The 25,205-nt window shown below is 70.9% G+C and carries 27 protein-coding genes; 15 read left to right on the forward strand and 12 right to left on the reverse strand.

The annotated features are described in order from the left end of the window. Positions 1-10: 10 nt before the first annotated feature. From MKK64_RS13190 to MKK64_RS13225, 8 genes are all read right to left on the reverse strand, one after another. Positions 11-1,456 (reverse strand): DUF2142 domain-containing protein, encoded by a 1,446-nt coding sequence (locus MKK64_RS13190; protein WP_243935389.1) that lies wholly within the window; start codon positions 1,454-1,456, stop codon positions 11-13. Beyond that, positions 1,453-2,151, reverse strand: a complete 699-nt coding sequence (locus MKK64_RS13195) for a TVP38/TMEM64 family protein (RefSeq protein WP_243935390.1) — start codon at positions 2,149-2,151, stop codon at positions 1,453-1,455. The genes MKK64_RS13190 and MKK64_RS13195 overlap by 4 nt, the downstream gene beginning before the upstream one ends. After that, positions 2,148-2,906: a glycosyltransferase family 2 protein gene (locus tag MKK64_RS13200; protein WP_147858102.1), complete on the reverse strand. Its 759-nt coding sequence runs from the start codon at positions 2,904-2,906 to the stop codon at positions 2,148-2,150. The genes MKK64_RS13195 and MKK64_RS13200 overlap by 4 nt, the downstream gene beginning before the upstream one ends. A gap of 54 nt (positions 2,907-2,960) precedes the next feature. Beyond that, a complete protein-coding gene (locus MKK64_RS13205) occupies positions 2,961-3,920 on the reverse strand; it encodes a glycosyltransferase family 2 protein (RefSeq protein WP_243935391.1) in 960 nt (319 codons plus the stop codon). Then, entirely contained in the window at positions 3,917-4,792 is an 876-nt protein-coding gene (locus MKK64_RS13210) for a glycosyltransferase family 2 protein (RefSeq protein ID WP_243935392.1), read from the reverse strand. Before MKK64_RS13210 ends, MKK64_RS13205 begins: the two co-directional genes overlap by 4 nt. 114 nt (positions 4,793-4,906) lie before the next feature. After that, entirely contained in the window at positions 4,907-6,025 is a 1,119-nt protein-coding gene (locus tag MKK64_RS13215) for an NADH:flavin oxidoreductase/NADH oxidase (protein ID WP_147725552.1), read from the reverse strand. 103 nt (positions 6,026-6,128) lie between these two features. After that, a complete protein-coding gene (locus MKK64_RS13220) occupies positions 6,129-8,057 on the reverse strand; it encodes an AMP-binding protein (RefSeq protein WP_243935393.1) in 1,929 nt (642 codons plus the stop codon). A 151-nt stretch (positions 8,058-8,208) separates the two neighbouring features. Continuing rightward, complete coding sequence (locus tag MKK64_RS13225) at positions 8,209-8,391, reverse strand: YdcH family protein (RefSeq protein ID WP_147725554.1); 183 nt, start codon at positions 8,389-8,391, stop codon at positions 8,209-8,211. 157 nt (positions 8,392-8,548) lie between these two features. Between MKK64_RS13225 and MKK64_RS13230 the strand changes: the two genes are divergently transcribed. Beyond that, on the forward strand, positions 8,549-8,767 hold the full coding sequence (locus tag MKK64_RS13230; RefSeq protein WP_147725555.1) for a YdcH family protein: 219 nt from the start codon (positions 8,549-8,551) through the stop codon (positions 8,765-8,767). Here the strand turns inward: MKK64_RS13230 and MKK64_RS13235 are convergent. Beyond that, positions 8,757-8,921: a hypothetical protein gene (locus tag MKK64_RS13235; protein ID WP_243935606.1), complete on the reverse strand. Its 165-nt coding sequence runs from the start codon at positions 8,919-8,921 to the stop codon at positions 8,757-8,759. The two genes, MKK64_RS13230 and MKK64_RS13235, sit on opposite strands and share 11 nt — an antisense overlap. Between MKK64_RS13235 and purE the strand changes: the two genes are divergently transcribed. From purE to MKK64_RS13255, 4 genes are all read left to right on the forward strand, one after another. Next, complete coding sequence (purE, locus tag MKK64_RS13240) at positions 8,890-9,387, forward strand: 5-(carboxyamino)imidazole ribonucleotide mutase (RefSeq protein ID WP_147841380.1); 498 nt, start codon at positions 8,890-8,892, stop codon at positions 9,385-9,387. The genes MKK64_RS13235 and purE overlap by 32 nt on opposite strands. After that, a complete protein-coding gene (locus MKK64_RS13245; RefSeq protein WP_243935394.1) occupies positions 9,384-10,484 on the forward strand; it encodes a 5-(carboxyamino)imidazole ribonucleotide synthase in 1,101 nt (366 codons plus the stop codon). The genes purE and MKK64_RS13245 overlap by 4 nt, the downstream gene beginning before the upstream one ends. 274 nt (positions 10,485-10,758) lie before the next feature. Further along, complete coding sequence (locus tag MKK64_RS13250; RefSeq protein WP_147725558.1) at positions 10,759-11,631, forward strand: tetratricopeptide repeat protein; 873 nt, start codon at positions 10,759-10,761, stop codon at positions 11,629-11,631. A 200-nt stretch (positions 11,632-11,831) separates the two neighbouring features. Further along, complete coding sequence (locus MKK64_RS13255) at positions 11,832-12,278, forward strand: DUF6894 family protein (RefSeq protein ID WP_243935396.1); 447 nt, start codon at positions 11,832-11,834, stop codon at positions 12,276-12,278. A 6-nt stretch (positions 12,279-12,284) separates the two neighbouring features. Here the strand turns inward: MKK64_RS13255 and MKK64_RS13260 are convergent, their stop codons facing one another. Next, the gene (locus tag MKK64_RS13260) at positions 12,285-13,406 is read right to left on the reverse strand and encodes an aminotransferase class I/II-fold pyridoxal phosphate-dependent enzyme (protein ID WP_243935398.1); all 1,122 of its coding nucleotides are present in this window, start codon (positions 13,404-13,406) and stop codon (positions 12,285-12,287) included. Between the two features lie 90 nt (positions 13,407-13,496). Between MKK64_RS13260 and MKK64_RS13265 the strand changes: the two genes are divergently transcribed. Then, a complete protein-coding gene (locus MKK64_RS13265) occupies positions 13,497-14,768 on the forward strand; it encodes an adenosylmethionine--8-amino-7-oxononanoate transaminase (RefSeq protein WP_243935399.1) in 1,272 nt (423 codons plus the stop codon). 129 nt (positions 14,769-14,897) lie between these two features. Here the strand turns inward: MKK64_RS13265 and MKK64_RS13270 are convergent, their stop codons facing one another. Then, a complete protein-coding gene (locus MKK64_RS13270) occupies positions 14,898-15,467 on the reverse strand; it encodes a hypothetical protein (RefSeq protein WP_243935400.1) in 570 nt (189 codons plus the stop codon). Positions 15,468-15,637: 170 nt separating this feature from the next. Between MKK64_RS13270 and MKK64_RS13275 the strand changes: the two genes are divergently transcribed. The 3 genes from MKK64_RS13275 (at position 15,638) to MKK64_RS13285 (ending at position 17,375) form a co-directional block, all read left to right on the forward strand. Beyond that, the gene (locus tag MKK64_RS13275) at positions 15,638-16,036 is read left to right on the forward strand and encodes a response regulator (RefSeq protein ID WP_147725563.1); all 399 of its coding nucleotides are present in this window, start codon (positions 15,638-15,640) and stop codon (positions 16,034-16,036) included. A gap of 129 nt (positions 16,037-16,165) precedes the next feature. Beyond that, positions 16,166-16,894 (forward strand): MarR family winged helix-turn-helix transcriptional regulator, encoded by a 729-nt coding sequence (locus MKK64_RS13280; RefSeq protein WP_243935401.1) that lies wholly within the window; start codon positions 16,166-16,168, stop codon positions 16,892-16,894. A 199-nt stretch (positions 16,895-17,093) separates the two neighbouring features. Continuing rightward, a complete protein-coding gene (locus tag MKK64_RS13285; protein ID WP_243935402.1) occupies positions 17,094-17,375 on the forward strand; it encodes a hypothetical protein in 282 nt (93 codons plus the stop codon). 44 nt (positions 17,376-17,419) lie between these two features. On the opposite strand, the gene MKK64_RS13290 is transcribed toward MKK64_RS13285, so the two are convergent. After that, positions 17,420-18,091 carry a hypothetical protein gene (locus tag MKK64_RS13290; RefSeq protein WP_243935403.1) on the reverse strand — a complete coding sequence of 224 codons (672 nt, stop codon included), beginning with the start codon at positions 18,089-18,091 and terminating at the stop codon, positions 17,420-17,422. A 143-nt stretch (positions 18,092-18,234) separates the two neighbouring features. Here MKK64_RS13290 and MKK64_RS13295 point away from each other — a divergent pair, with 143 nt between their 5' ends. From MKK64_RS13295 to MKK64_RS13320, 6 genes are read left to right on the forward strand one after another with little or no spacing between them, the layout of a single operon-like run. Then, positions 18,235-19,827 carry an ABC transporter substrate-binding protein gene (locus MKK64_RS13295; RefSeq protein ID WP_243935404.1) on the forward strand — a complete coding sequence of 531 codons (1,593 nt, stop codon included), beginning with the start codon at positions 18,235-18,237 and terminating at the stop codon, positions 19,825-19,827. A gap of 24 nt (positions 19,828-19,851) precedes the next feature. After that, positions 19,852-20,829, forward strand: a complete 978-nt coding sequence (locus MKK64_RS13300) for an ABC transporter permease (protein WP_243935406.1) — start codon at positions 19,852-19,854, stop codon at positions 20,827-20,829. Then, the gene (locus tag MKK64_RS13305; RefSeq protein ID WP_243935407.1) at positions 20,826-21,758 is read left to right on the forward strand and encodes an ABC transporter permease; all 933 of its coding nucleotides are present in this window, start codon (positions 20,826-20,828) and stop codon (positions 21,756-21,758) included. Before MKK64_RS13300 ends, MKK64_RS13305 begins: the two co-directional genes overlap by 4 nt. Then, on the forward strand, positions 21,755-22,735 hold the full coding sequence (locus MKK64_RS13310) for an ABC transporter ATP-binding protein (protein WP_243935409.1): 981 nt from the start codon (positions 21,755-21,757) through the stop codon (positions 22,733-22,735). The genes MKK64_RS13305 and MKK64_RS13310 overlap by 4 nt, the downstream gene beginning before the upstream one ends. Further along, positions 22,732-23,724, forward strand: a complete 993-nt coding sequence (locus MKK64_RS13315) for an ABC transporter ATP-binding protein (RefSeq protein WP_243935411.1) — start codon at positions 22,732-22,734, stop codon at positions 23,722-23,724. The genes MKK64_RS13310 and MKK64_RS13315 overlap by 4 nt, the downstream gene beginning before the upstream one ends. 22 nt (positions 23,725-23,746) lie before the next feature. Next, the gene (locus MKK64_RS13320; RefSeq protein WP_243935413.1) at positions 23,747-25,198 is read left to right on the forward strand and encodes an amidase; all 1,452 of its coding nucleotides are present in this window, start codon (positions 23,747-23,749) and stop codon (positions 25,196-25,198) included. The last annotated feature ends 7 nt before the right edge of the window (positions 25,199-25,205 follow it).

Here is a 25,205-nt window from a genome sequence, read left to right on the forward strand (position 1 = left end):
GAGCCGCCGCTCACAAGGCTACGATCGGGACCACGACGAGGCCGAGGGCCGCGACGGCGACCGCCGCGTAGCGGACGAGGCGTCGGGGGGGCGCGACGCCCGCCTCGGCATCGGGCCTCAGGACCAGCGCGAAGATCGGCAGGATCGGCAGCAGGTAGCGTCCCTGGGGCCCGTCGATGCGCGGATCGCCGACATTGGTCCAGCTGAGATACTGCGAGATCAGGACGAGCCATAGGGCGAGCGCGGCGGCGAGCACCAGCAGCGCGAGCGTGGCGCCGCTTCCGGGGGCTCGCCCGGTGCCGGCCACGGCCGCCGCGAGGGCGAGAATCCACAGCGCGTGCAGCACGACCGGAAGGTGGCGGTCGTGCCAGCGCAGGATGCCGACGACGCCCTCGGTCATCGTCGCGGCGTGCTTCACCGTCAGCAGGAAGCGCGCCGGCACGGTCAGGAAGCGCATCGGCTCCGCGATCAGCACCCGAAGCTGCGCCGCCGGGTCGGTGCCGTGGAAGGTGGCCGGACGGTCGCCGGGCCAGAGCGGGCCGGCCTCGTAGGGCGGCCGGGGAACCGGGGTCGCGATCGTCGCGGTGGCGTATGCGGTCCAGAGCACGGCCGGCAGGACGACCGCCGCGACCGCAGCCAGGCGCGAAAGCAGGCCGGCGCCGATCCGGCGCCCAGTTCCGCGCGGGAGCGGCAGGAGCAGGATCAGCGCGATCGGAGCGTAGGGCGGCTTCGCCAGGAGGATCAGCGCGATCAGGATGGCGGCGCCGGCGAAGCGTCGCCGCGCACGCGGGTCGTCCGGCTCATGGGTGAGCAGCGCGACGGCCAGGATCGCGACGGCGACGATCAGCCCGTCCTGGTTGAACGAGGCGGCGAGCGACAGGGTCATCGGCAACGCGAGGAGGGCGAACAGCCAGGCCCGGCCGCGGCGTGCCACCGCGAGGGCGCAGAGGCCGATCAGCGCGTAGGCCGCCACGTCGAACAGGCGCCCGAGCCGGGCGGTGGCCCGGGCCGACAGGTCGAGGGCATGACCGATCCCGAGGCCGGCGGCCGCCGGCAGGTAGAAGACGGGGAAATAGGTGGCGATCGTGTAGAGCGGCGCGAAGGCGCCGGTCCGGCGCCAAGGGCCGGTGCCGACGGCCGGATCGACGGGCGGCGCCGCGATCTTGGCGTTGTCCGGCATGCGGGTGCGCGCCAGCTCTTCCCAGACGGGATCGACCCGGACGCCCGCCGCCATCGCGGATCGCCCGTCGGCGCCGACGATGGTCTCGCGATGCCCGACGATCTGCCCGTCGACGAGGCTCGCCGCGCGCATGAGGTGGGCGGGCTCGTCCGCCACCTCGCCGAGGGGGATCGCCAGCGCCAGCACCAGGCAGAGCGGCATCGCCAGGAGCAGGAACGCACCGAGCCAGAGACGGAGGTCGTCGGCTGCGCGGCCGGAAACCGAGCCGAGGGTCATCGCTCGGCGCCCTCGAACGGCCCGAGCGCGCTGCGCAGCCTCATCGTCAGGCCGAGGGTCGCCGCAATCCCGATCCCGAGGAGGATCGGCGAAAGCCATGCCGTTCCGCCGGTCGCGGCCAGGACGCCGCTGCGCCCGGCCGCGCCCGTGAGGACGCAGACGAAGAGGCCGGGCAAGGCTGCAAGGGTGCCGATGGCGTAGGCGCCCGCGTGCACGGTGGTGAGGCTCAGGGCGAAGCTCGTCGGCGCGAACGGCAGGATCGGCGACAGGCGGATCAGGCCGACCGCCTTCCAACCGTCGGCAACGATCATCCGGTCGATGGCAGCCAGCCGGCGGCCGCCCGAAACCCAGCCCGCGAGGTGCGGGCGGAGCCACGACCGGCCGATGGCGAAGCTCGCGCCCGCGCCGAGCAGCGTCCCCGCCGTCGCGAGGGCGAAACCGAGGCCGGGCCCGTAGAGCGCGCCCGCCGCCACGCCGATGAAGGAGGCCGGCAGGATCCCGACGGTGGCGACGAGGGTCTGCGCGAGGACGAGGCAGGCCCATCCGGCCACGCCGAAGGCCGCACCGGCGCTCATCGCTGCGTTGAGCAGGTCGAGGATCGTTCCGGGGAAGACCGCTCCGAGCACGATCGGGACCGCGATCGCAGCCAGCAGGACCCCGCCCGCCAGGACGAGGCGGGTACGTGCGGCGTTCATCGCCGCGGCGTCCCGGTGGGGGCGAAGAGCGGTTCCCGGCGGATCCCGAGGCGGTGCAGGCGGTAGGCGAAGGCCGTCCGCAGCACGCCGAAGCCGTAGACGACGCTGCGGCGGAAATTGATCGACGAGGCTTCGGGGAAGTACCGCGTCGGGCAGGAGATCTCGCCGATCCGGAACTCGGCCTGCATCGCCAGGGCGAGCATCTGGTTGTCGAACACGAAGTCCTCCGAGCAGCGGTCGAGGGGGATCGTCTCGATCACCGTGCGGCTCCAGGCGCGGTAGCCGGAGTGATATTCCGAGAGCTTCTGGCCCATGAGGAGGTTCTGCAGCAGCGTCAGCACGCGGTTGGCGACGTACTTGTACCGCGGCATGCCCCCGACGAGGGCGCCCTTGCCGAGGATGCGGGAGGCGAGGACCGCATCGTACTCGCCCGAGACGATCATCGAGGCCATCGCGGTGACCAGGCGCGGCGCGTACTGGTAGTCGGGGTGGAGCATGACGACGATGTCGGCGCCCCGCGCCAGCGCCGCCTCGTAGCAGGTCTTCTGGTTGCCGCCGTAGCCGCGGTTGCGCTCGTGCCGGATGGTGTGGATGCCGAGGCCCTCGGCGATAAGGGCGGTCCGGTCGCGGCTCGCGTCGTCGATCAGGATGATGTCGTCGACGATGTCCTTGGGGATGTCGTCGAACGTCTTCTGAAGGGTCGCGGCAGCGTTGTAGGCCGGGAGGACGACGGCGATCTTCTGTCCGTGAAGCATGGATCCTGCTGACGTCGGCGCGCTTCGGGACGGTCCGTCGCGCTTGTGTTCGGGTCAATCGGCGCGGCGCAGCCGCGCGAGAAGGGCGGGAACGGCGCCGCCGAGCAGCGCCGCCGCGTGGACGACCTCCCCGGCCTCGCGCAGGGACCGGCGACGCAGCGCCAGGGCGAGGCGCAACGGGATCTGGACCGCGAAGGTCGCCGCCAGCAGCGCGAGGGCGGTCGCCGCACCCTGGTGCTTGGCCGCATAGAGGATGCGGCTGCGCTGGATGTAGAACAGGCGCCGCGCCCTCACCTGCCGGGTCGTCCCCTGGCCGTCGTGCCGGACCGTCGCCTCGGCGACGTGGCGCACCGTGAAGCCCGCATCCCAGGCGCGGGCGCAGAGATCGACATCCTCGTAATAGACGTGGAAGCGCTCGTCGAAGCCGCCGAGCCGTTCGAACAGCGACCGGCGGATCAGCAGGAAGGCGCCCATCACCTGGTCGACCGGACCGGACGCGGCATGGTCCCACTCCGTCATGAAATGCGTCGGCACCCGGCTCGGCATCACCCGGTCGAGATGAAGCTCCTGGCCGATCAGGCTGCCCGCGGTCGGGCGCCTTGCGCACATCCGCTGCACACGGCCGGCTTCGTTGACCAGCTGTGCGCCGACGACGCCGACCGTCGGATCGGCGTCAAGCGCCGCCAGCGCCAGACGCAGCGCATCCGGCCCGACCTCGGTGTCGGGGTTGAGGAACAGGATCGCCGGCGCCCGGCCGACCGCCGCGCCCTGGTTGCAGGCGCGCCCGAACCCGGCATTGTCGGCGTTCCCGATCACGGTGAGGCGCAGGTCCGGCCGCTCCAGGCCGTCGGCGGAGCCGTCGGTCGAGGCGTTGTCGACCACGACCACGTCCGTGGCGGGATCGTCGCCGGCGGCGGCTAGGCTGGCGAGGCAGGCGCGCACCAGGGCGCCGCCGTTCCAGTTGACGATCACGACGTCGATGGCAGGCCGTCGATCGGTGCGGGGCGTCGTCATGGCGCGTCGAAGGGGCGGCCGAGGCGGCCGCGGAGACCATCGAGCACCGCCCCGGCCAGCCGCCGCAGCACCGCCGGGCGGTAGCCGCTGTCGCGCCAGTACAGGAGCGTCTGCACCGGGAGGTAGGCGACCTGGCCCAGCTTCCACGGCAGCGGGATGTGCCGCAGGCGCCAGCCGTAGACGGAGTTGCGCAGGTAGGTCGCCATGCGGAACAGCGGCTGGCGCGGCGTCTCGATGCCGAGCGCGCGGATCGTGCCGCCGCCGACGCGGTGGCCGATCGCGGCGTCCTGCGCCATCCAGCAGCCGTAGCCCGCATCCCAGGCGCGAAAGCACCATTCGAGCTCGACCCCGTCGATGAAGTAGTCCGCCCGGAACGGCCCCACGGCGCGGAACGCCGCGACGTCGACGAGCGAGCCCGAGGTCGCAAGGAATTCCACCGGCACCAGCGTGCCGACGGCCGCCTGCCGGGGCCGGCGCCGAAACCGCGGCGGCTTGGCCTCGGCGTTTGCGCGGCCCGGCACCGGTCCGATCACCGCACAGGGCCGATTCTCCGCACGGAGCCGCGTGCGGGCATCGGCGAGCGCGCCGATCATCTCCGGCCCGACCTGCGCATCCTGGTCGAGCAGGAGGACGCCGTCCGCGCCGACCCGCGTCGCGGCCTCGACGACGCCGTTGAGGGCGGCCGCGATGCCGACGTTGCTCCCGGCCGACAGCAAGCGCACGCCGGCCGCCTCGAGCTTCATCCGATCCACGGGGCCGAGGCCGCCGTTGTCGAAGGCGAGGACCGGATGCCGGCTGCCGGCATAGCGTCGGACGATGTCGTCGACCTGGTCTCGGCTCGGGTGGAACAGGGTCAGGCCGATGGCGAGCATCACGCATATCCAGGACAGGCCGCGGCCGGCCTGCGGCCCGAGCCGATAACGGAAACGCACGCCCGGGGCGAGGCCCGGGCCGAGGCTCGGGCCCAGGCCCAGGTATAGGTGCGATCAACGCTGGCCGAAGGTCGGATCCTTGAACAGGTCCTTGTGCTCGCGGGGCTGCGAGCGCCAGTACTGCTTGGGCGCGCGCACCGTCTCGCCGAGCGCGGCCGCCGCGTGCCAGGGCCAGCGCGGATCGTAGAGCAGGGCGCGCGCGAGCGAGATCGCGTCCGCCCGGCCCTCGGCGAGGATCGCCTCGGCCTGGTCCGCTTCGGTAATCAGCCCGACGGCGATGGTGGCGAGCCCGGTCTCGGCCTTGATCCGCTCGGCATAGGGCACCTGGTAGCCAGGCCCGAGCTTGATCGCCTGCTTCGGCGAGACGCCGCCGGTCGAGACGTGGATCGCGGGGGCGCCGGCGCGCTTCAGGCGCTGGCCGAGCTCCACGGTCTCCTCGAGGTCCCAGCCGTCCTCGACCCAGTCGGTCGCCGAGACCCGCATCCACACCGGGTGGCCTGCGGGCACCACCGCCCGCACCGCCTCGAACAGCTCGAGCGGGAACCGCATCCGGTTCTCGAGGCTGCCGCCGTAGGCGTCGGTGCGCTGGTTGGCCAGCGGCGAGAGGAACTGGTGCAGCAGGTAGCCGTGGGCGCCGTGCAGCTCGAACGCCTCGATCCCGAGGCGCACCGCGCGCTTGGCGGTCGCGACGAAGTCGTCGCGGATGCGCTTGAGGTCCGCGCCGTCGAGGGCGTGCGGGGCCACCTCGCCGTCGCCGTGTGCCAGGGCGGACGGGGCTTCGGTGCGCCAGCCGTAGGGATGATCCGGCGCGATCTGCTGGCCGCCGTCCCAGGGCGCCCGGCTCGACGCCTTGCGGCCGGCATGGGCGATCTGGATGCAGACCGGGATCGGCGCGTACTCGCGGATCGCCGCCAGAACCCGACCGAGCGCGCGCTCGCAGCCGTCGGAGTACAGCCCGAGGTCCCACGCGGTGATCCGCGCCTCGGGCGACACCGCCGTCGCCTCCAGCGTCAGCAGCCCGGCGCCCGACATCGCGAGCTGGCCGAGATGCATCATGTGCCAGTCGGTCGCCTCGCCGTCGCGGGCCGAGTACTGGCACATCGGCGCGATCAGGATGCGGTTCTCCAGCGTCAGGTCGTCGAGCGTCAGCGGTTCGAACAGGCGGGCGGTCATCGGCAACTCCGGGTTGCGGGGGCATCGGCTGTGTGCCGCACTCTCGGGACGGACGCCAGCTCGCCGCCTCATGCCGGCCCTTTGCGCCGTAGCAGGGGGCGGCTCACCCCTCCCCGATCCCGCGGGCCTTCAGGCTCTCGCCGATCTCGTTGAGCACGCCGGCATCGTCGATGGTCGCCGGCATGGTCCAGGGCTCGTGGTCGGCGATGCGCTTCATCGTGGCGCGCAGGATCTTGCCCGAGCGCGTCTTCGGCAGCCGCTGGACCGTCAGCGCCAGCTTGAACGCGGCCACGGGCCCGATCTCGTCGCGGACCTTGGCGACGAGCTCACGCTCGATCTCCGCCGGATCGCGCGCGACCTGGGCCTTGAGCACGACGAAGCCGCAGGGCGCCTCGCCCTTGAGCGCGTCGCGGATGCCGATGACGGCGCATTCGGCGACGTCGGGGTGGGCGGAGAGCACAGCCTCCATCCCGCCGGTGGAGAGGCGGTGGCCGGCGACGTTGATGATGTCGTCGGTCCGCCCGAGCACGGTGATGTAGCCGTCGGCGTCGATCACGCCCGCGTCCGAGGTGTCGTACCAGCCCGGGAAGGTCTCAAGGTAGCTCGTGCGCATCCGGGCGTCGGAGCCCCACAGGGTCGGCAGGCAGCCCGGCGGCAGCGGCAGGCGGATCGCGATGGTGCCCATCGTGCCGGCGGGCACCGGCTTGCCGCCCTCGTCGAGCACCTGCACGTCGTAGCCCGGCATCGGCACGCAGGTGCTGCCGTGCTTGACCGGCAGCATCCCGAGGCCGACCGGGTTGCCGGCGATCGGCCAGCCGGTCTCGGTCTGCCACCAATGGTCGATGACGGGCCGGTCGAGCACCCGCTCGGCCCAGGCGACCGAATCCGGGTCGGCGCGCTCGCCGGCCAGGAACAGGGTGCGGAAGCGAGAGAGGTCGTGGCCGGCGACGTAAGTGCCCTTCGGGTCTTCCTTCTTGATCGCCCGCAGCGCGGTCGGCGCGGTGAACAGGCAGACGGTCCCGGTCTCGGCGACGACCCGCCAGAACGCGCCGGGATCGGGGGTGCCGACCGGCTTGCCTTCGTAGAGCACCGTGGTGCAGCCGTGCAGGAGCGGCGCGTAGACGATGTAGGAATGCCCGACCACCCAGCCGATGTCGGAGGCGCAGAAGTAGGTCTCGCCGGGCTGGACGCCGTAGAGGTTCGGCATCGACCAGGCCAGCGCCACGAGGTAGCCGCCGGTGTCGCGCACCACGCCCTTGGGCTTGCCCGTCGTGCCGGAGGTGTAGAGCACGTAGAGCGGGTCGGTCGCCGTCACCGCGACGCAGTCCGTCGACCGTCCCGAGGCCGCGGCGACCGCCTCGGCCCAGTCGCGGTCGCGCCCCTCGACGAGGCTCGCGGCCGCTTGCGGACGCTGGAGGATCAGGCAGGCGGCGGGCTTGTGCTTGGCCGCGGCGAGCGCCGCGTCGAGCAGCGGCTTGTAGGCGACCAACCGGCTAGGCTCGATGCCGCAGGAAGCGGCGAGCACCACCTTCGGCGCCGCGTCCTCGATCCGGACGGCGAGCTCGTTGGCGGCGAACCCGCCGAACACCACCGAATGCACCGCGCCGATCCGGGCGCAGGCCAGCATGCCGAACAGGGCTTCGGGCACCATCGGCATGTAGAGGATCACCCGGTCGCCGCGCACCACTCCGAGGTCGCCGAGTACCGCCGCCAGGGCGGAGACCTCGCGGAGCAGCTCCGCGTAGGTGATCGCGCGCTTGGTCCCGGTCACCGGCGAATCGTACCGGATCGCGACCTGGTCGGCCCGGCCGGCCGCGACGTGGCGGTCGACCGCGTTCCAGCAGGCGTTCAGCGATCCGTCCGGAAACCAGCGGCCGTAGGAGCCGGAGGCGGCGTCGAAGGCCCGCGTCGGCCGGGTCGCCCAATCGATCGCCCACGCCGCGTCGAGCCAGAACCCCTCGGGATCGCGCATCGCGGCGGCGTGCACGTCGGCATAGCGCGACGGCGCATCGGCGGAGGGGTCGGTCGGCATGGCGGCTCCTCGGGGCGACCTCTTCACGGGGCGCCTTACGGGGCGAGCCTAGCAGACTCGCGCTCGCCGCAGGATCGGCGGACCGCACAAAAAAACCGCGCCGTCAGGGACGGCGCGGCGGACCTCGGTGCCGTGCTGGGGATCAGGCGCGTCAGTGCAGGGTGTCGACGTCGGCCTGCAACCGGTTGATCTCGTCCTTCAGGAGAAGCTTTCGCCGCTTCAGCTCCGCGATGCGAAGGTCGTCCTCGGACGGCCTCAGCGTCGCCTGGTGGATTTCCCGTTCGAGGGCTTCGTGCTTCCGGGTGAGCTGGCTCAGATGCGTCTGCAGCGACATGAGTCGTGTCTCCTGTCATCGTTCCGACCGGTCGAATCTCGCACATGTCGAGCCGGCTGTCGAAGGCAATCCTCAGCCTATGCCTCACGAATGCTTGCCGCTCGGGCGTGCCTGACGCATGCTCGCTCCAGGCACGCGGCGGGTTTCGAAGGCGACGATGACGGTTGAGTTGGTCCCGGATGAGCAGTCCGAACTGGACGTCGAGCTGGCGCGGCTGAGGCAGGAGCACCGCGACCTCGACGACGCCATCGACGCCCTCGAGCGCAACGTCGCCGGCGATCAGCTGCAGATCCAGCGGCTGAAGAAGCGCAAGCTCACGCTGCGCGACCGGATCGCCTTCGTCGAGGACCAGATCACCCCCGACATCATCGCCTGATGCCGGTGGATGCCGCCGCGCCTCGCCTTGCCGCATCGGGCCCGCGCCTGTAAGCGGCGAGCTTGCCAGCGGCGGATTCGGGCTCACGGGCTTCCTTCGCGCAGAGAATGGGTTTGACGCGGATGGTGCCGGCGCCTGCGGTCGCGATCATCATGGGCAGCCAGTCCGACTGGGCGACCATGCGGCACGCCGCCGAGACGCTCGACGCGCTCGGCGTCGCCCATGACGCGCGCATCGTCTCGGCGCATCGCACGCCGGACCGTCTGGTGGCCTTCGCCAAGGGCGCGAAGGCGGCCGGCTTCCAGGTGGTGATCGCGGGCGCCGGCGGTGCCGCGCACCTGCCCGGCATGGCCGCCGCGATGACGAGCCTTCCGGTCTTCGGCGTGCCGGTCGAATCCAAGGCGCTGTCAGGACAGGACAGCCTGCTCTCGATCGTGCAGATGCCGGCCGGCATTCCGGTGGGGACGCTGGCGATCGGCCGGGCCGGCGCGGTCAACGCCGCGCTCCTGGCGGCCGCTGTGCTCGCGCTGTCCGATGACGACCTCGCCGCCCGCCTCGATGCGTGGCGCGCGGCCCAGACTGCATCCGTCGCCGAACGGCCGGAGACCGAGACCCCGTGACCACGAAGACCATCGCGCCCGGCAGCACCCTCGGCATCGTCGGGGGCGGCCAGCTCGGCCGCATGATCGCGCTCGCGGCGGCGAATCTCGGCCTCAAGGTCCACGTCTACTGCCCCGACGCCGACAGCCCAGCCTTCGACGTCGCGGCCGCGACCACCTGTGCGGCCTACGACGACGCCGAGGCGCTGGCGCGCTTCGCGCGGAGCGTCGACGTGGTCACCTACGAGTTCGAGAACATCCCGCGCGAGACCGCCGACCTGCTGGCGGCGCACGCGCCGCTCCACCCGAGCGCCTCGGCGCTGGCGACGACGCAGGACCGGCTGTCGGAGAAGGACTTCATCAACCGCCTCGGCATCCCGACGGCGCCGTTCCGCGCCGTCGACACGCCGGACGACTTCGCCCGTGCGCTCGACGCCATCGGCCGCCCGGCGGTGCTGAAGACCCGCCGGTTCGGCTACGACGGCAAGGGCCAGCGCATCATCCGGACGGAGGCCGAATCGGATCGCAACGCGATCTTCGCCGAGTTCGGCGGCGCGGCGCTGATCCTCGAAGGCTTCGTCGCGTTCGAGCGCGAGGTCTCGGTGGTGGCCGCGCGCTCGGCCGACGGAAGCTTCGCCGCCTTCGACCTGTGCGAGAACGAGCACCGCAACCACATCCTGGCCGTCACCCGCGCGCCGGCGCCGGGGATCGCGCCGGAGACGGCGCAGGCCGCCTTCGCCATCGCCAGTACGATCGCCGACGCCCTCGACTACGTCGGGGTGCTCGCCGTCGAGATGTTCCTGGTGCGCGAGGCCGACGGCGGCGAGCGGCTCGTCGTCAATGAGATCGCGCCGCGGGTGCACAATTCCGGGCACTGGACGATCGAGGGCGCCGCGACCTCGCAGTTCGCCCAGCACGTGCGCGCGGTCTGCGGCTGGCCGCTCGGCGATCCGTCCCGCCCCGGCGGACTGCGTGCCGAGATGCGCAACCTCATCGGAGACGAGGTTTCGGGCTGGCGGTCGCTGCTGGCCGAGCCCGGCGCGCATCTGCATCTCTACGGCAAGGGCGAAGCCCGGCCCGGCCGCAAGATGGGCCACGTCACCCGCCTCGAGCCCTGAAATCCGATGCATCCGCACAACAGCGAATGCTTCGCGTGCGCCCTGCTCCCAAGATCGCAAGGTCTTTTCCAGTCGAGCCATATGTTCGCCACATCGGCCCGCATCAACGGGTCCGTCGCCCGTGCTTAATCGGGCGTTCACCGCGATGCGCGAACGTGCCGGAGCCTACGCGACCGGATCGGACCGGTTCCGTGTCGGCCGCGCCGCTCGGGGTGCGTGGATCAAGGTTCGGGCGTGCTGCAGACTTGAGCACCGTGCCGAGGGGAATGGGGCGATGACGTCAGACAGCGTGCGGTTTCAACGGTCGGCCCTGCTCGGCCTCGCTGCGCTCGCGAGCGTGGCGCTCGCCGGCTGCGAGACCGTGGGGAGCGCTGCCGGCCCACGGCAATTCGCGGTGCTCGAGGCGGACACCACGGGCGCGACCAACGTCAACATCGCCTCGCTGACCGAGGTGGTGCAGCGCAACCCGAACGACGCCGCCGCCTACAACACCCGCGGCGCGGCCTATGCCCGCGCGGGCCAGTTCAACGACGCGATCGGCGACTTCACCAAGGCGGTGCAGATCGACCCGAATTCCGGCTCGGCCTACAACAACCGCGCGCTGGCCTATCGCCAGACCGGCCGCAACGACGCGGCGCTGCAGGACTTCACCAAGGCGATCGCCTCCGACCCGAATTACGGCCCCGCCTATATCGGCCGCGCCAACGTGCTGCGGGCGCAGGGCGACCTCGACGGCGCGATGAGCGACCTCAACGTGGCGATCCGCCTGATGCCCGAATCGGCCGAGGCGTATCATGCCCGCGGCTTGGTCCGGCAGAAGCAGGGCCAGAACACCGCCGCCATCGGCGACTTCGACGCCGCGATCGACCGCAATCCCTTCGTCAGCGCGCCCTACGCCGCCCGCGGCCAGAGCCTGATCGCCACGAACCAGTACGACAAGGCGATCGAGGACTACAACGCGGCCCTCAACGTGAACAACAAGGACGCGACCTCCTGGGCCTATCGCGGCCTCGCCTACGAGAAGTCGAACCGCAAGAAGGAAGCGATGGAGAACTACCAGCGCGCCTCCACCATCGACCCGAGCAACCCGATCGCCCGCCAGGGCCTCGGCCGGGTGCAGGGCGGCGTCGGCTCGCTGTTCAACTGAAGCCCGGGGTTTGCTCGAACGAAGAACGCCGCGCGAGAGCGCGGCGTTCTTCGTTTCGGATCGCGATGACTACCACCGCGCGAACAGCCGAGACAACCAAGACCGTAGGGTGAAAGCGACAGGAAACTGACGACCTTTGCCGCCATCGGGCCGAGGAACACCCATGGCGCCGGCGCTCGAAACCTGTCACACTTCGTCGGATGCCGTACTTCTACTGTCATCTACGTGGCCCGAGCGGTTATGAACGCGACGAGATCGGGCTGGAATTCGCCGACCTCGATGCGGCGTATCTCGAGGTCTGCCGCGCCATCCTCGACATGGCGGCGGAGCTGGCACGGTCCGGCCACGACCCGATGCCCTACGCCTTCGAGATCACGGATGCCGACGGCCTCCTGCTCATGGACGTCCCGTTCCGCGAGATGCTGAGCAAGGGTCTCCGAAGCAGGCGTCGGCTTCTTCACGTCTCGTCGGCCACGCAGCGCCGCGAGATGGTGCGGGCGGTGCATCTGCGCGCAGCCGTCTCCGACTCGATCGATCGCCTGAGCCAGACGATCTGCATGTCCCAGCTGATCGTCGCCCGGTCGCGCGCGAGCGGCGCGGCCGATCCATGGGGCGCCTCGCCGCGATCGGGTGCCGTCGCCTCTTAGGTCAAGTCACGCCGAGCGCAGGGCGGCGATGCCGTCGGCCAGCGCGTCCACCTTCGCCGCGTCGTGCGCCGCCGAGAACGCCACCCGCAGCCGCGCGGTGCCGGCCGGGACGGTCGGCGGCCGGATCGCCACCACGAGGAAGCCCTGCGCTTCGAGGGCGGCCGAGCGCGCGAGCGCGGCCTGCGCCTCGCCGACCATCACCGGCACCACGGCGCTTTCGGCCTCCGGCAATCCGAGCCGCGCGGTGAAGCGGCGGGCGAGCGCCAGGGGCTTGGCACCCCGCTCCGGTTCCGCCTCCAGGATCGCCAGCGCTTCGAGGGCGGCGGCCGCGGAGGCCGGCGGCAGCCCGGTGGTGTAGACGAAGCTGCGGGCGCGGCTGATGAGCAGGTCGATCACCGCCTGCGACGCGCAGAGATAACCGCCGTAGGAGCCGAGCGACTTCGACAGGGTGCCCATCTCCAGCGGCGCCCGCGGGCCGCCTTCGACGACGCCGAGCCCGTGCGCGTCGTCCACCAGCGTCCAGACGTCGTGGGCGTCGCCGAGCCCGAGGATGTCGCCGAGCGGCGCGCGGTCGCCGTCCATGCTGAACACCCGCTCGGTCAGGATCATCGCCCGGCGATGCTGCGCGCGATGCGCCGAAAGCAGGCGGCCGAGGTCGGCGACGTCGTTGTGCCGGAACGTCAGGATCGTCGCGCCCGAGATCCGCGCACCGCCCCACATGCAGGCATGGGCGAGTTCGTCGACGAGGATGAGGTCGCCCGCACCGACCAGCGCCGGGGTGATCCCGAGGTTGGCGAGGTAGCCGCTGCCGAACACCAGCGCCGCCTCGGTGCCCTTGTGCGCGGCGAGCCGCGCTTCGAGCGCGGTCAGCAGCGGATGGTTGCCGGTCACCAGCCGCGACCCGCCGGAGCCGGCGCCGTAGGCGGCGACGGCAGCTTGCGCTGCCGCGATCACCCGCGGGTCGTGGCTCAGGCCGAGATAATCGTTGCAGGAGAACGAGACGAGCCGGCGCGCGCCGCGCTCGGCCATCGCGTCGGCGGCGCGGATCGTCGGCACTAGGCGGCGGCGGAGGGCGGCGGCATCCAGGCCGGAAAGCTTGTCGCGGGCGAAGGATTCGAGGCTCGACATCGGGCCTCAAAGCCCCGCGGCGCCGGCCGGAGTCAAGTCCGGCGTCGCGCCCGGTTGACCGTCGCGCGGCATGCCCGCATCGATCTGCGGATGCCGACCGACGATCCGAGCGCCGCGCCCCTGTGGCGCCCCTACACGCAGATGAAGCATGCGGCGCCCCCGCTGGAAGCGGTGCGCACGCACGGCTCGCGCATCGTGCTCGCCGACGGGCGGGCGCTGGTCGACGGCATCGCCTCGTGGTGGACGGCGGTGCACGGCTACAACCATCCCCACATCGCCGCGGCCGTCTCCGAGCAGCTCGGCACCATGCCGCACGTGATGTTCGGCGGCCTTACGCACGCCCCGGCCGAGCGTCTGGCGCGCCGGCTCGCCGGCTTGCTGCCCGGCGACCTGAACCACGTGTTCTTCACCGATTCCGGCTCGGTCGCCGTCGAGGTCGCCCTGAAGATGGCGGTGCAGCTCTGGCTGAACCGCGGCGAGGCCGGCCGCACCCGCATCCTCGCGTTCCGCGGCGGCTACCACGGCGACACGGTCGGGGCGATGTCGGTCTGCGACCCCGAGGAGGGCATGCACCGCCGCTTCGGCGCCTTCCTGCCGACCCAGCTCTTCTCCGACCTGCCGCGGACCGAGGCGGAGGCGGCCGCCCTCGACGGCATCCTCGCGCACCACCGCACCGAGCTCGCCGCGGTGATCGTCGAGCCGCTGGTGCAGGGTGCGGGCGGCATGCGGATGCATCCGCCCGATGTCTTGGCGACGATCGCGCGCCTCGCCCGCCGCCACGGCCTGCCGCTGATCGTCGACGAGATCTTCACCGGCTTCGGCCGCACCGGCACGCTGTTCGCCTGCGAGCAGGCCGGCATCGTGCCCGACATCCTGTGCCTGTCGAAGGCGCTGACCGGCGGCACGATGGCGCTCGCGGCCACGATCGCCACCAGCGAGGTGTTCTCCGCCTTCTGGTCGGACGATCCCGGCGCCGCGCTGATGCACGGCCCGACCTTCATGGCGAACCCGCTCGCCTGCGCGGCCGCCGATGCCAGCCTCGACCTGTTCGCGCGCGAGCCGCGGCTCGAGCAGGCCCGCGCGATCGGCACGCGCCTCGCGGAAGGGTTCGAACCGCTCCGTGGGCGGCCGGGCATCGCCGACATCCGCACGCTCGGCGCGATCGGCGTGGTGCAGTTCGCCGAGCCGCCCGACCTCGCGACGCTCAAGGCGCGGCTCGTGGAGCGCGGCGTCTGGGTGCGCCCGTTCGGCGACGTCGTCTACCTGACGCCGGCGCTGACCATCGGCCGGGACGACCTCGACCACCTCATCGAATCCGTCGTCTCGGTATCCACGGGGGTCGCGTCGCACAGGGCGATTTGACGGGCACCATGACGCGGGCTGCGGCGAGGAGGGCGGTGCTTCGCGAAGGAATGGGATCCCACCCACTCAAGGCCGCGCCGGATGTCGCATCTCGCCGGCCCGCACGGACGTGCGGTACCGCGCTGACCGTCACGATCTCAGGATCCAGTACAGCGTGCCGCTCCAGACCACGCAAACGGCCGATCCGATCGCGACTCCACCATCAAGCGCGGCGACGAGGTCGTAGAGCGGCCGCGCGGCGATCGCCGTACCGAGGAGCGTCCAACCCACTGCGATGATGATAGGCCTCTTCCTGATCGCCCGTCCGTCATCGGATGCCGATGGCGTTCGCCGGGTTTCCAGCCACCATTTCATCAGAGGCGAACAAGCGGCGCTCGCGGCCATGGCCAGCGCTCCAGGCCGCGTGTCGAGTCGTACGGCCAGCACTGTGGAAACGCTGAGAATGGCGAGGGGGAGAAGTTGCTCGAGGTCACGCCGTCGCATGGCATCCTCCGATCCGTCGTCGCGGTCGGGGGCCGGAACCGCGCCGAGATCGACGATCCGGAGGCGCCCCATTATCACGGAATAATTACCTAGCGACAGAGATCGCGGCCGCCCGTGTCGCCGAACGCCGCGTTGCGGGTCGCCGGCACGAAGCGGGGACATCGCCGGATCGGCGGCGGATCGTTGCAGGGCGGAGCGACGACCTTCGGCCGTCATCCACGGGAAAGACTTTCCGACCCGATGTCGGTGGCATTCGACCTGCCACGGACGCTTCGAGGACCGGCCAGCGTCGCTGCAACCGGAACGCCCCTCTGCCGTTGGACATCCAGGATGAGGGTGCGGCGGGGGGCGTGACCCGGCGACGCTCTCGGACCGAAACGCTGGAGATGCATATCGTGACGAGCGAGCAGACGAGTCCCCAGGAAGACCGGCCCGTGATCCTCCTCGTCGAGGACGAGGCGCTGACCATCATGGATCTCGGCGACGTTCTCGAGGGTGGCGGCTACGAGACGGTGCAATGCGCATCGGCCGAGCGGGCGATGAGCATCCTTCAGGCGCGGCCGGACATCTGCGGCCTCGTCACCGACGTGGAGCTATCGGGCAAGGCCAACGGCTTCGACCTCGCCAGCTCCGTCGCCGAGGCGCGACCGAAGCTGCCGATCCTGATCGTCTCGGGCCGCGCCGCGCCCGACCCGGCCCGGATGCCGGCCGGCGCGCACTTCATCGCCCGCCCGTGCAGCGGCGAGGACATCCTCGACCAGCTCCGCCGCCTCATGCCCTGCTGAGCAGGGGATCGCCGCCCCGACCGTCATCCCAGCTTCACACGCCCGAGGCACAGCCGGCCGCGAACGAGGCCGGTCCCGTTTCCGGGGCCGGATTTTCGGCGTGTTCGGTCGTGCAGCGCGGGGTATGGGATGTCAGCGGCGGACGAGATCCCGGCAGCCGCGCCGGTCATCGAGAACCCGGGGCTGCCCGTGAACGGCAAGGCGAAGAACCGGAAGGACGCGCGGCCCGCTCCCGACGCGGCGCGGATCAAGCGCAAGAGCCGCGACGCCTCGGCTGAGCGCCCCGGTGAAGTCCCGGCTCCGAGCCCCGAAACGGCGGCCGCGAAGCGGCCCGGATCGAAGCCACCGGGCGCCAAGAGCGTCGGCTGGGCGCTGGTCCAGGCGGCGCGCCTGCATCGCGCCCGCATCGGCGACCGGCTGGCGACGCTCGACCTGTTCGCCGGCCAGGAGCAGGTCGTGCAGGTGCTCGCGGCCTCCGGCACGATGACGATGGGCGACCTCGCCGCGACCTTGCGCGTGCGCCCGCCGACCGCATCGAAGACGATCTCGCGGCTCGCCGCCCTCGGCTTCGTCGAGCGGCGCGCGGAGGCCGGCGACGGCCGCATCGTGCGCGTGCGCCTCACCGAGGCGGGCCTCGCCAAGGCGGAGGCGATCGAGGGCATCTGGGACGCGGTCGAGGCGGAGCTGCTCGCCGGCCTCGACAACAAGGAGCGGCGACGCCTGCGCAAGCTTCTGCGCAAGGCCGCCAAGGGACTCGCCGAGGCCGGCGGGCTGACCGGGCACGAGACCGAGGCCGATGCGGAAATCGAGGCCGACGAGGACGAAGCCGACGCGCTCGCCCCGATCCCGGCGCACTGACGCGGCGCCGTTCGGAGCCGCTGCACACGATGGCCGCGGGCGATACGCTGCGGGCACGCCCACGCCCCTCGCCGTCGCCGTCGTGATCGCCGCACGCCTTGCCGGACCCACCGTCGCCGGCGATGCGATGCCGAGGCGGGTCGGGGTCTGCGCGACGACGGTGATTCCCGCGATCGGGAGGCGCTTCGGCGCTCCGCTGATGAGACCCAAGAGCAAGGCCACCGACGACGGCACCGGCGTCGAGCTTGGAAACGGCGTCCACGGCGTGTCGTACGACTTCGACCCGGCGGTCGCGAACGCGAAGGTCGGCGACCCTAGGGAGACCTGCCCGGTCTCGATCCCGAAGGGCGACGACCGCGGCAAGGTCTTCACGACGACCAACCTGCGCACGCAGGATTTCCGGACGCTCGGCGATTCCCAGCACCTGTGCGGCGGCGCCGGGCCCGACCGCCGCGAGGGCAGGTCCGGCCCGGCGAGCTAGGTCCGCCCCGGCGAGCTAGGTCCGGCCCGGCGACAGCGAGTCGCCTATCGGCCGAGCGGCTGGATGCTGCTGGCGATCGCCTTGAGCTGCGCCGCGTACTTCGTCGCGCCAGCGGGCGAGCCCCAATAGGACAGCATGCCGACCTTGGTCTCCGACAGCACGATGATCGACAGGCTCACCTTGGTCGGGCCGTCCTTGTCGACGCCGTCCCAGCCGAGATCGACCACGTCGAAGCCGTTGATCTTGGCTTCGGACTTCTTCTGCGACTTCGGATCAATCTTCACACCGCTCTCGGCGAAGAACTTCACGCCTTCGACGATGGCGTTCTCGAGGTTCTTAAGGTTCTGCACCTCGAAAGCGACGTAGATCGACGTATCCGGGGACGTCGCCTGGGCACCCTTCTCGATTTCCTCGGGCGACCACGCGTTCGGGAGGTCGATCGTCACGATCGGCTTGGTGTCGGGCAGCTCGAACGGCTTCGCCGACGCGGTGGATGCTGGGTTTGCGAAAAGGAATCCAAGAACCGCCGTCGTTGCAATGATGTTTCTCAAGACAACCTCCCCCGTCGCCGATCGCGGCGCGCGCGAAGAGCCGTGGACGACGGTGCATCGAGAGTCGAGGGGCCTCGGAAAGGTCATGCACCGCCGAGATCGATCCGGCGCGGTCGGCGATCCGCAACCGCTGGCACGAGTCCCGCATGGTGCATGGCGATCCATGCGTGCGCGCCCTCGCGGCGGGCGCCGAAACGACGGATCATCCCGAATGATATGACGGGCGGTTGACCCGGTGCCGTTTTCTTAGGCATCCAAGGGTCGTCGATCCCGCCGAGACCGGTCGCTTCAGGGAGTTGCGTTTGTCGATGTCACGGATCCGGACGTTCGCGGCCGCCGCCGGCCTTGCCCTGGCCTTCGGGATGGCGCCGGCCCAGGCGGCCAACGTCTTCCGCTTCGCCTTCCAGGGCGACATCAAGTCCCTCGATCCGTATTCGCTGAAGGAAAGCTTCACGATCGGCATGCACGCCGCAGTCTATGAGGCGCTGATCACCCGCGACAAGGATCTTAACCTCGCGCCCGGCCTCGCCGAATCGTGGGAGACGCCGGAGCCGACGCGCTGGCGCTTCCACCTGCGCAAGAACGTCAGCTTCCACGACGGCTCGCCCTTCACCGCCGACGACGTGCTGTTCTCCGCCGACCGGGTCCGGGCCGCCGGATCGAGCTTCACCACCAACATCCCGTCCGACGCCAAGTTCGTGAAGGTCGACGACCACACCGTCGACATGGTGCTGTCGAAGCCCAACCCGATCGCGGTCTACCAGTTCTCGACCTGGTACATCATGTCGAAGGCCTGGGCGGAGAAGAACAACGCCGTCGCGCCCTCGCCCGTGAGCGCGGCGTCGCCGAGCTACGCCACCCTGCACGAGAACGGCACCGGCCCGTTCGTCATCACCGAGCACCAGCCCGGCGTCCGCACCATCTTCAAGAAGTTCCCCGGCTACTGGGGCAAGGTCGAGTCGAACCTCGACGAGGCGGTGTTCACCACGATCTCGAACGACGCCACCCGCGTCGCGGCCCTGCTCGGCGGCGAGGTCGACTGGATCGACCCGGTGCCGCTGCAGGATCAGCAGCGCGTCAACGCCAGCGGCAACGCCACGGTGATGACCGGGCCGGAGCTGCGCACGATCTTTCTCGGAATGGATCAGGTCCGCGACGAGCTCAAGGACTCGAGCATCAAGGGCAAGAACCCGTTCAGGGACGTGCGCGTGCGCGAGGCAATGTACCTCGCCATCGACGAGGACACGATCGCCAAGCGCGTCATGCGCGGGCAGGCGACGCCGACCGCCCTGATGATTGCGCCCTCGCTCTACGCGCGCTCGGCCGAGTTCAAGCGGCCGGCAACGGACGCGAAACGGGCCAAGGCCCTGCTCGCCGAGGCCGGCTACCCGGACGGCTTCACCGTCCCGATGGATTGCCCGAACGACCGCTACGTCAACGACGAGGCGATCTGCCAAGCGGTCGTGTCGATGCTCGCCCGCGTCGGCGTGAAGGTGAACCTCAACGCCCAGCCGAAGGCCAAGTACTTCGCCAAGGTGCTGGCGCCGAACTACGACACCGCGTTCTACCTGCTGGGCTGGACGCCGTCGTCACAGGACAGCCACAACATCCTCTACGAGATGGTCGGCTGCCGGACCGATCCGAAGTCGAGCCGCGGCGGCTGGAACCTCGGCGGCTACTGCAACACCAAGCTCGACGCCATCGCCGACCAGGTCGAGGGCGAGACCGACCAGGCCAAGCGCGACGCCGAGATCAAGGAGGGCTTCGAGATCCTGCAGAAGGACTGGGCCGTCATCCCGCTGCACCAGCAGGCGCTGGCCTGGGGCGTCTCGAAGACGGTGACGCTGACGCAGCGGCCCGACAACCTCCTGCTGCTCTACTGGGTGTCGAAGAAGCCTTGAGGCGCGGCGTGAACGGTTGACCCGATGCTCGCCTTCATCCTCCGCCGCCTGCTGCAATCGGTCGTGGTCCTGGCCGTCGTCGGGGTGATCGCGTTCTCGATGTTCCGCTTCGCCGGCGACCCGGTGAACCAGATCGTCGGCGTCGACACCCCGGTCTCGGAGCGGGCCGAGATCCGCAGGAACCTCGGGCTCGACGACTCCGTCGCGGTGCAGGCGGCGCGCTACGCCGCCAACGTGCTGCGAGGCGATTTCGGGATCTCGTACCAGTTCCGCCAGCCAGTCTCGCACCTGCTGGCGGAGCGGATGCCCGCGACCCTCGAGCTGGCGCTGTGCGCCACGATCTTCGCCCTCGTCGTCGGGATCCTGATGGGGGTCTACTGCGCGCTGCACCGCGAGAGGGCGCTGGCCAAGCTCTTCCTGGCGATCTCGCTCGCCGGCGTCAGCCTGCCGACCTTCCTGATCGGCATCCTGCTGATCTTCCTGTTCTCGGTGACGCTCGGCTGGCTGCCGTCGTTCGGCCGCGGCGACACCGTGCGCCTCGGCTGGTGGACCACCGGCTTCCTCACGGTCTCGGGGCTCCGTGCCCTGATCCTGCCCTCGATCACCCTGGGGCTGTTCCAGATGACGCTGATCATGCGGCTCGTCCGCGCCGAGATGCTGGAGGTGCTGCGCGCCGACTACATCCGCTTCGCCCGGGCGCGCGGCCTCACCACCCGCTCGATCCATTTCGGGCATGCGCTGAAGAACACCCTCGTCCCGGTCATCACCATCGCCGGGCTTCAGCTCGGCTCGGTGATCGCCTTCTCGATCATCACCGAGACGGTGTTCCAGTGGCCGGGCATGGGCCTGCTCTTCGTGCAGGCGGTGCAGAACGTCGACATCCCGATCATGGCCGCCTACCTGGTGCTGGTCGCGGCGATCTTCGTGGCGATCAACCTCGCGGTCGACGTGCTCTACACGATCGTCGACCCGCGCCTGCGGCTGGCGGGACGCACCGCATGAGCGCCCTCGCCGCGACGCCCTCGCGCTGGGCGCGGTTCCTCGATTCCGACGTCTTCGCGAGCTTCCGCCGCTCGAAGCTGGCGATGGCGGCGCTCACCGTCACGGTGCTATTCTTCGCGCTCGCCATTGCCGCGCCGTGGATCTCGCCGCAGAATCCCTACGATCCGGCCGAGCTCGACCTGATCAACTCGAACCTGCCGCCGATCTGGTCGGCGGAGGGGCAGGCGCCGTTCCTGATCGGCACCGACGACCAGGGCCGCGACGTGCTCTCGGCCGTCTTCTACGGCCTGCGCCTCTCGCTCGTCGTCGGCCTTCTCGGCGTGCTCGTCTCGGGCGGCCTCGGCCTCGCGCTCGGGCTGATCGCCGGCTACTTCGGCGGCCTCGTCGACACGGTCATCATGCGCGTCGCCGACGTGCAGCTGACCTTCCCGGCGATCCTGATCGCGCTGGTCGTCGACGGCGTGGCGAAGGCCGCGGCCGGCGGCGGCCTCGACACCAACGCGACCATCGGGCTGATCGTCGTCTCAATCGGGCTGTCGTTCTGGGTGCAGTACGCCCGCACCGTCCGTTCCTCGGTGATGGTCGAGAAGAACAAGGACTACGTCCAGGCCGGGCGCCTGATCGGGCTGTCGTCGCCCGTGATCATGGTCCGCCATGTCCTGCCGAACGTGCTGGGACCGGTCTTCGTCATCGCGACGATCAACCTCGCGCTCGCGATCATCACTGAGGCGACGCTGTCGTTCCTAGGGACCGGCCTGCCCGAGACCATGCCGTCGCTGGGCACGCTGATCCGCACCGGCAACCGCTTCCTGTTCTCCGGCGAGTGGTGGATCGTCGCCTTCCCCGGCCTGGCGCTCGCCGGGCTGGTGCTGGCGATCAACCTGCTCGGCGACTGGCTGCGCGACGCGCTGAACCCGAAGCTGCAATGACAGAACCCGTCCTCTCCGTCCGCGACCTGCGCGTCGAGTTCGCGACGCGGCGCGGCATCCTGAAGGCGATCGACGGCGTGTCCTTCGACATCGCCCGCGGCGAGATCCTCGGCGTCGTCGGCGAATCCGGCGCCGGGAAATCGGTGACCGGCGCGGCGGTGATCGGCCTGATCGACCCGCCCGGCCGGATCAGCGGCGGCGAGATCCGGCTCGGCGGCGAACGCATCGACGACCTGCCGCCCGAGCGGCTGCGCCGCATCCGGGGCCGGCGCATCGGCATGATCTTCCAGGACCCGCTGACCAGCCTCAACCCGCTCTACCGCATCGGACGGCAGATCATCGAAACCGTGCAGACGCATACCGACCTCTCGGCCAAGGCCGCGCGGACGCGGGCGATCGACCTGCTCGCCGAGGTCGGCATCCCGGCGCCCGAGCGGCGGATCGACGGCTATCCGCACGAGTTCTCCGGCGGCATGCGCCAGCGCGTGGTGATCGCCCTCGCGCTGGCGGCCGAGCCTGAGCTGATCATCGCCGACGAGCCGACGACGGCGCTCGACGTCTCGGTGCAGGCGCAGATCATCACACTGCTCAAGCGCCTTGGGCGCGATCACGGCACCGCCGTGATGCTGATCACCCATGACATGGGCGTGATCGCCGAGGCGGCCGACCGGGTCGCGGTGATGTATTCCGGCCGCATCGCCGAGATCGGCCCGGTCCGCGCCGTGGTCGGCGACCCTCTGCATCCCTACGCCAAGGGCCTGATGGGCGCGATCCCGACCCTGACGCAGGAGACCGGGCGGCTGGCGCAGATCCCCGGTGCGATGCCGCGCCTGACCGCGATTCCCGCCGGCTGCGCCTTCAACCCGCGCTGCCCGAAGGTGTTCGACCGCTGCCGCGTCGAGCGCCCCGACCCGATCCCGGTGGGCGAGCACCGCGTCGCCTGCCACCTCTACGATCGCGCCGAGGTGGCGGCATGAGCACGCCCGCGCCGTACGTCGAGGTCGAGGGCCTGCGACGGCTGTTCGACGTGTCGAAGCCGTGGCTCAACCGGATGATCGAGCGGCAGCCGAAGCAGTGGCTGAAGGCGGTCGACGGCGTCGCCTTCACGATCGAGCGCGGCGAGACCTTCGCCCTGGTCGGCGAATCCGGCTCCGGCAAGTCGACGGTCGCGCGCATGGTGGTCGGCCTGCTTCCGCCGAGTGCGGGCGACGTCCGCATCACCGGCGTCTCGATGACCGATCCGGCGCAGAACGCGGCCCGCCGCCGGCTGCGGCGACGCATCCAGATGGTGTTCCAGGATCCCTACGCGTCGATGAACCCACGCTGGCGGGTCGGACGGATCGTCGCCGAGCCGATTCGGGCCTTCGACCTGCTCCGGGGCGAGGCGGCGATCGCCGACCGCGTCGGGGAGCTGCTCACGCTGGTCGGCCTGCATCCCGACGACCGGGTGAAGTACCCGCACGCCTTCTCCGGCGGGCAGCGCCAGCGCATCGCCATCGCCCGCGCGCTCGCCTCGGAAGCGGAGTTCCTGGTCGGCGACGAGCCGACCTCGGCGCTCGACGTGTCGGTGCAGGCACAGATCCTCAACCTGATGCGCGACCTGCAGGACCGGCTCGGGCTGACCTACCTGTTCATCAGCCACAACCTCGCCGTGGTGCGCCACATGGCGACGCGGATCGGCGTGATGTATCTCGGCCGCGTCGTCGAGATCGGCGGCGGGCGCGAGCTATTCACGCATCCGAAGCATCCCTACACCCGGATGCTGCTCGACGCGGTGCCCGATATCGGCCTGACAGGGCGGCAGCGCACGCCGGTCTCCGGCGAGATCCCCAACCCGATCGACCCGCCGCCGGGCTGCAGCTTCAACCCGCGCTGCCCCTTCGCCGACGACCGCTGCCGGGCCGAGGTGCCGACGCTGATCGATGGCGTCGCCTGCCACGCCTATCAGGAAGGGCGGCTGACCTGACCGCTTGCCCGGTGGAGTTCCGATGACATCCAGCGCGCCGTCCGACATCCTCGACATGAGCGCGGTCGCGCTGTCCGCCGCGATCCACCGGAAGGCGGTGTCCTGCGTCGAGGTGATGCAAGCCGCGCTCGCGCGGATCGCGCGGCTGAACCCGGCGGTGAACGCGATCGTCGCGCTGCAGGACCCGGGCCGCCTGATCGCGGAAGCCGCGGAGCGCGACGCCCGCCTCGCCCGCGGCGAGAGCGCCGGCCCGCTCCACGGGTTTCCTCTGGCGGTGAAGGACTTCGATGCGGTCCGCAGCCTGCCGTTCACGCAGGGCTCGCCGATCTTCCGCGACCGGATCGCGCCGGCCGACTCGATCATGGCGGGACGGCTTCGCCGCGGCGGCGCCGTGTTCATCGGCAAGACCAACGTCCCGGAATTCGGCCTCGGCTCGCATACCTTCAACCCGGTCTACGGCGCCACCGCCAACGCCTACGACCAGAGCAGGTCCGCGGGCGGCTCGAGCGGCGGCGCCGCGGTATCGGTGGCGTTGCGGATGCAGCCGGTGGCCGACGGCAGCGACCATGCCGGTAGCCTTCGCAACCCGCCGGCCTTCAACAACCTGTTCGGCCTGCGCACCAGCTACGGCCGGATCCCGATCGCCGCACCGGACGTGTTCACGCCGGGCTTGGGCGTCTCCGGCGCGATCGGCCGCTCGCCGGCCGATATCGGCCTGATGCTGTCGGTTCAGGCCGGCGCCGACCCGCGCGTGCCGTTCTCGATCCCGCAGGATCCGGCGATCTTCGCCGAGGACCTGAAGCGCGATTTTTCCGGCACGCGGATCGCGTGGCTCGGCGACCTCGACGGGCAGCTGCCCTTCGATCCCGGGGTGCTGGAATGCGGGGTCGAGGCGCTATCGGCCTTCGAGGCGGTCGGCTGCCGCGTCGAGCACGCCCGGCCCGCCTTCGACATGGAGCGGCTGTGGCAGGACTACGTCCTGCTGCGCGCCTGGATGAATGCGTCGAGCCTCCGCCCGCTCTACGACGACCCGGTGCACCGCGCCCTGCTCAAGCCCGAGGCGATCTGGGAGGTCGAGCGGGGATTGGCCCTCACCGCCGACCAGATCAGGTCGGCGCAGGAGGGCCGCACCGCCTGGTACGAGGCCGCGCGGACCTTCATGGCGCGCTTCGACTTCCTGGTGATGCCGAGCGCGCAGGTGTTCCCGTTCGCGATCGGCCTCGATTGGCCGAAAGAGGTCGGCGGCCGCACGATGGACACCTATCACCGCTGGATGCAGGTGGTGATCCCGGCGACCATGAGCGGCCTGCCGTCCCTGAACGTTCCGGCCGGGTTCGGCCCCGGCGGGCTGCCGACCGGCATCCAGATCGTCGGCCCCAACCGAGGCGAGCTGGCTTGCCTGCAGCTCGGCGCCGCCTACGACGCGGCGGCCGGCTGGGTCTCGCGCCGGCCGCCGCCGCTGCTCGGGGCATGATCCCGAC

This window comes from Methylobacterium sp. E-025 (assembly GCF_022829705.1).
Classification (GTDB): domain Bacteria; phylum Pseudomonadota; class Alphaproteobacteria; order Rhizobiales; family Beijerinckiaceae; genus Methylobacterium.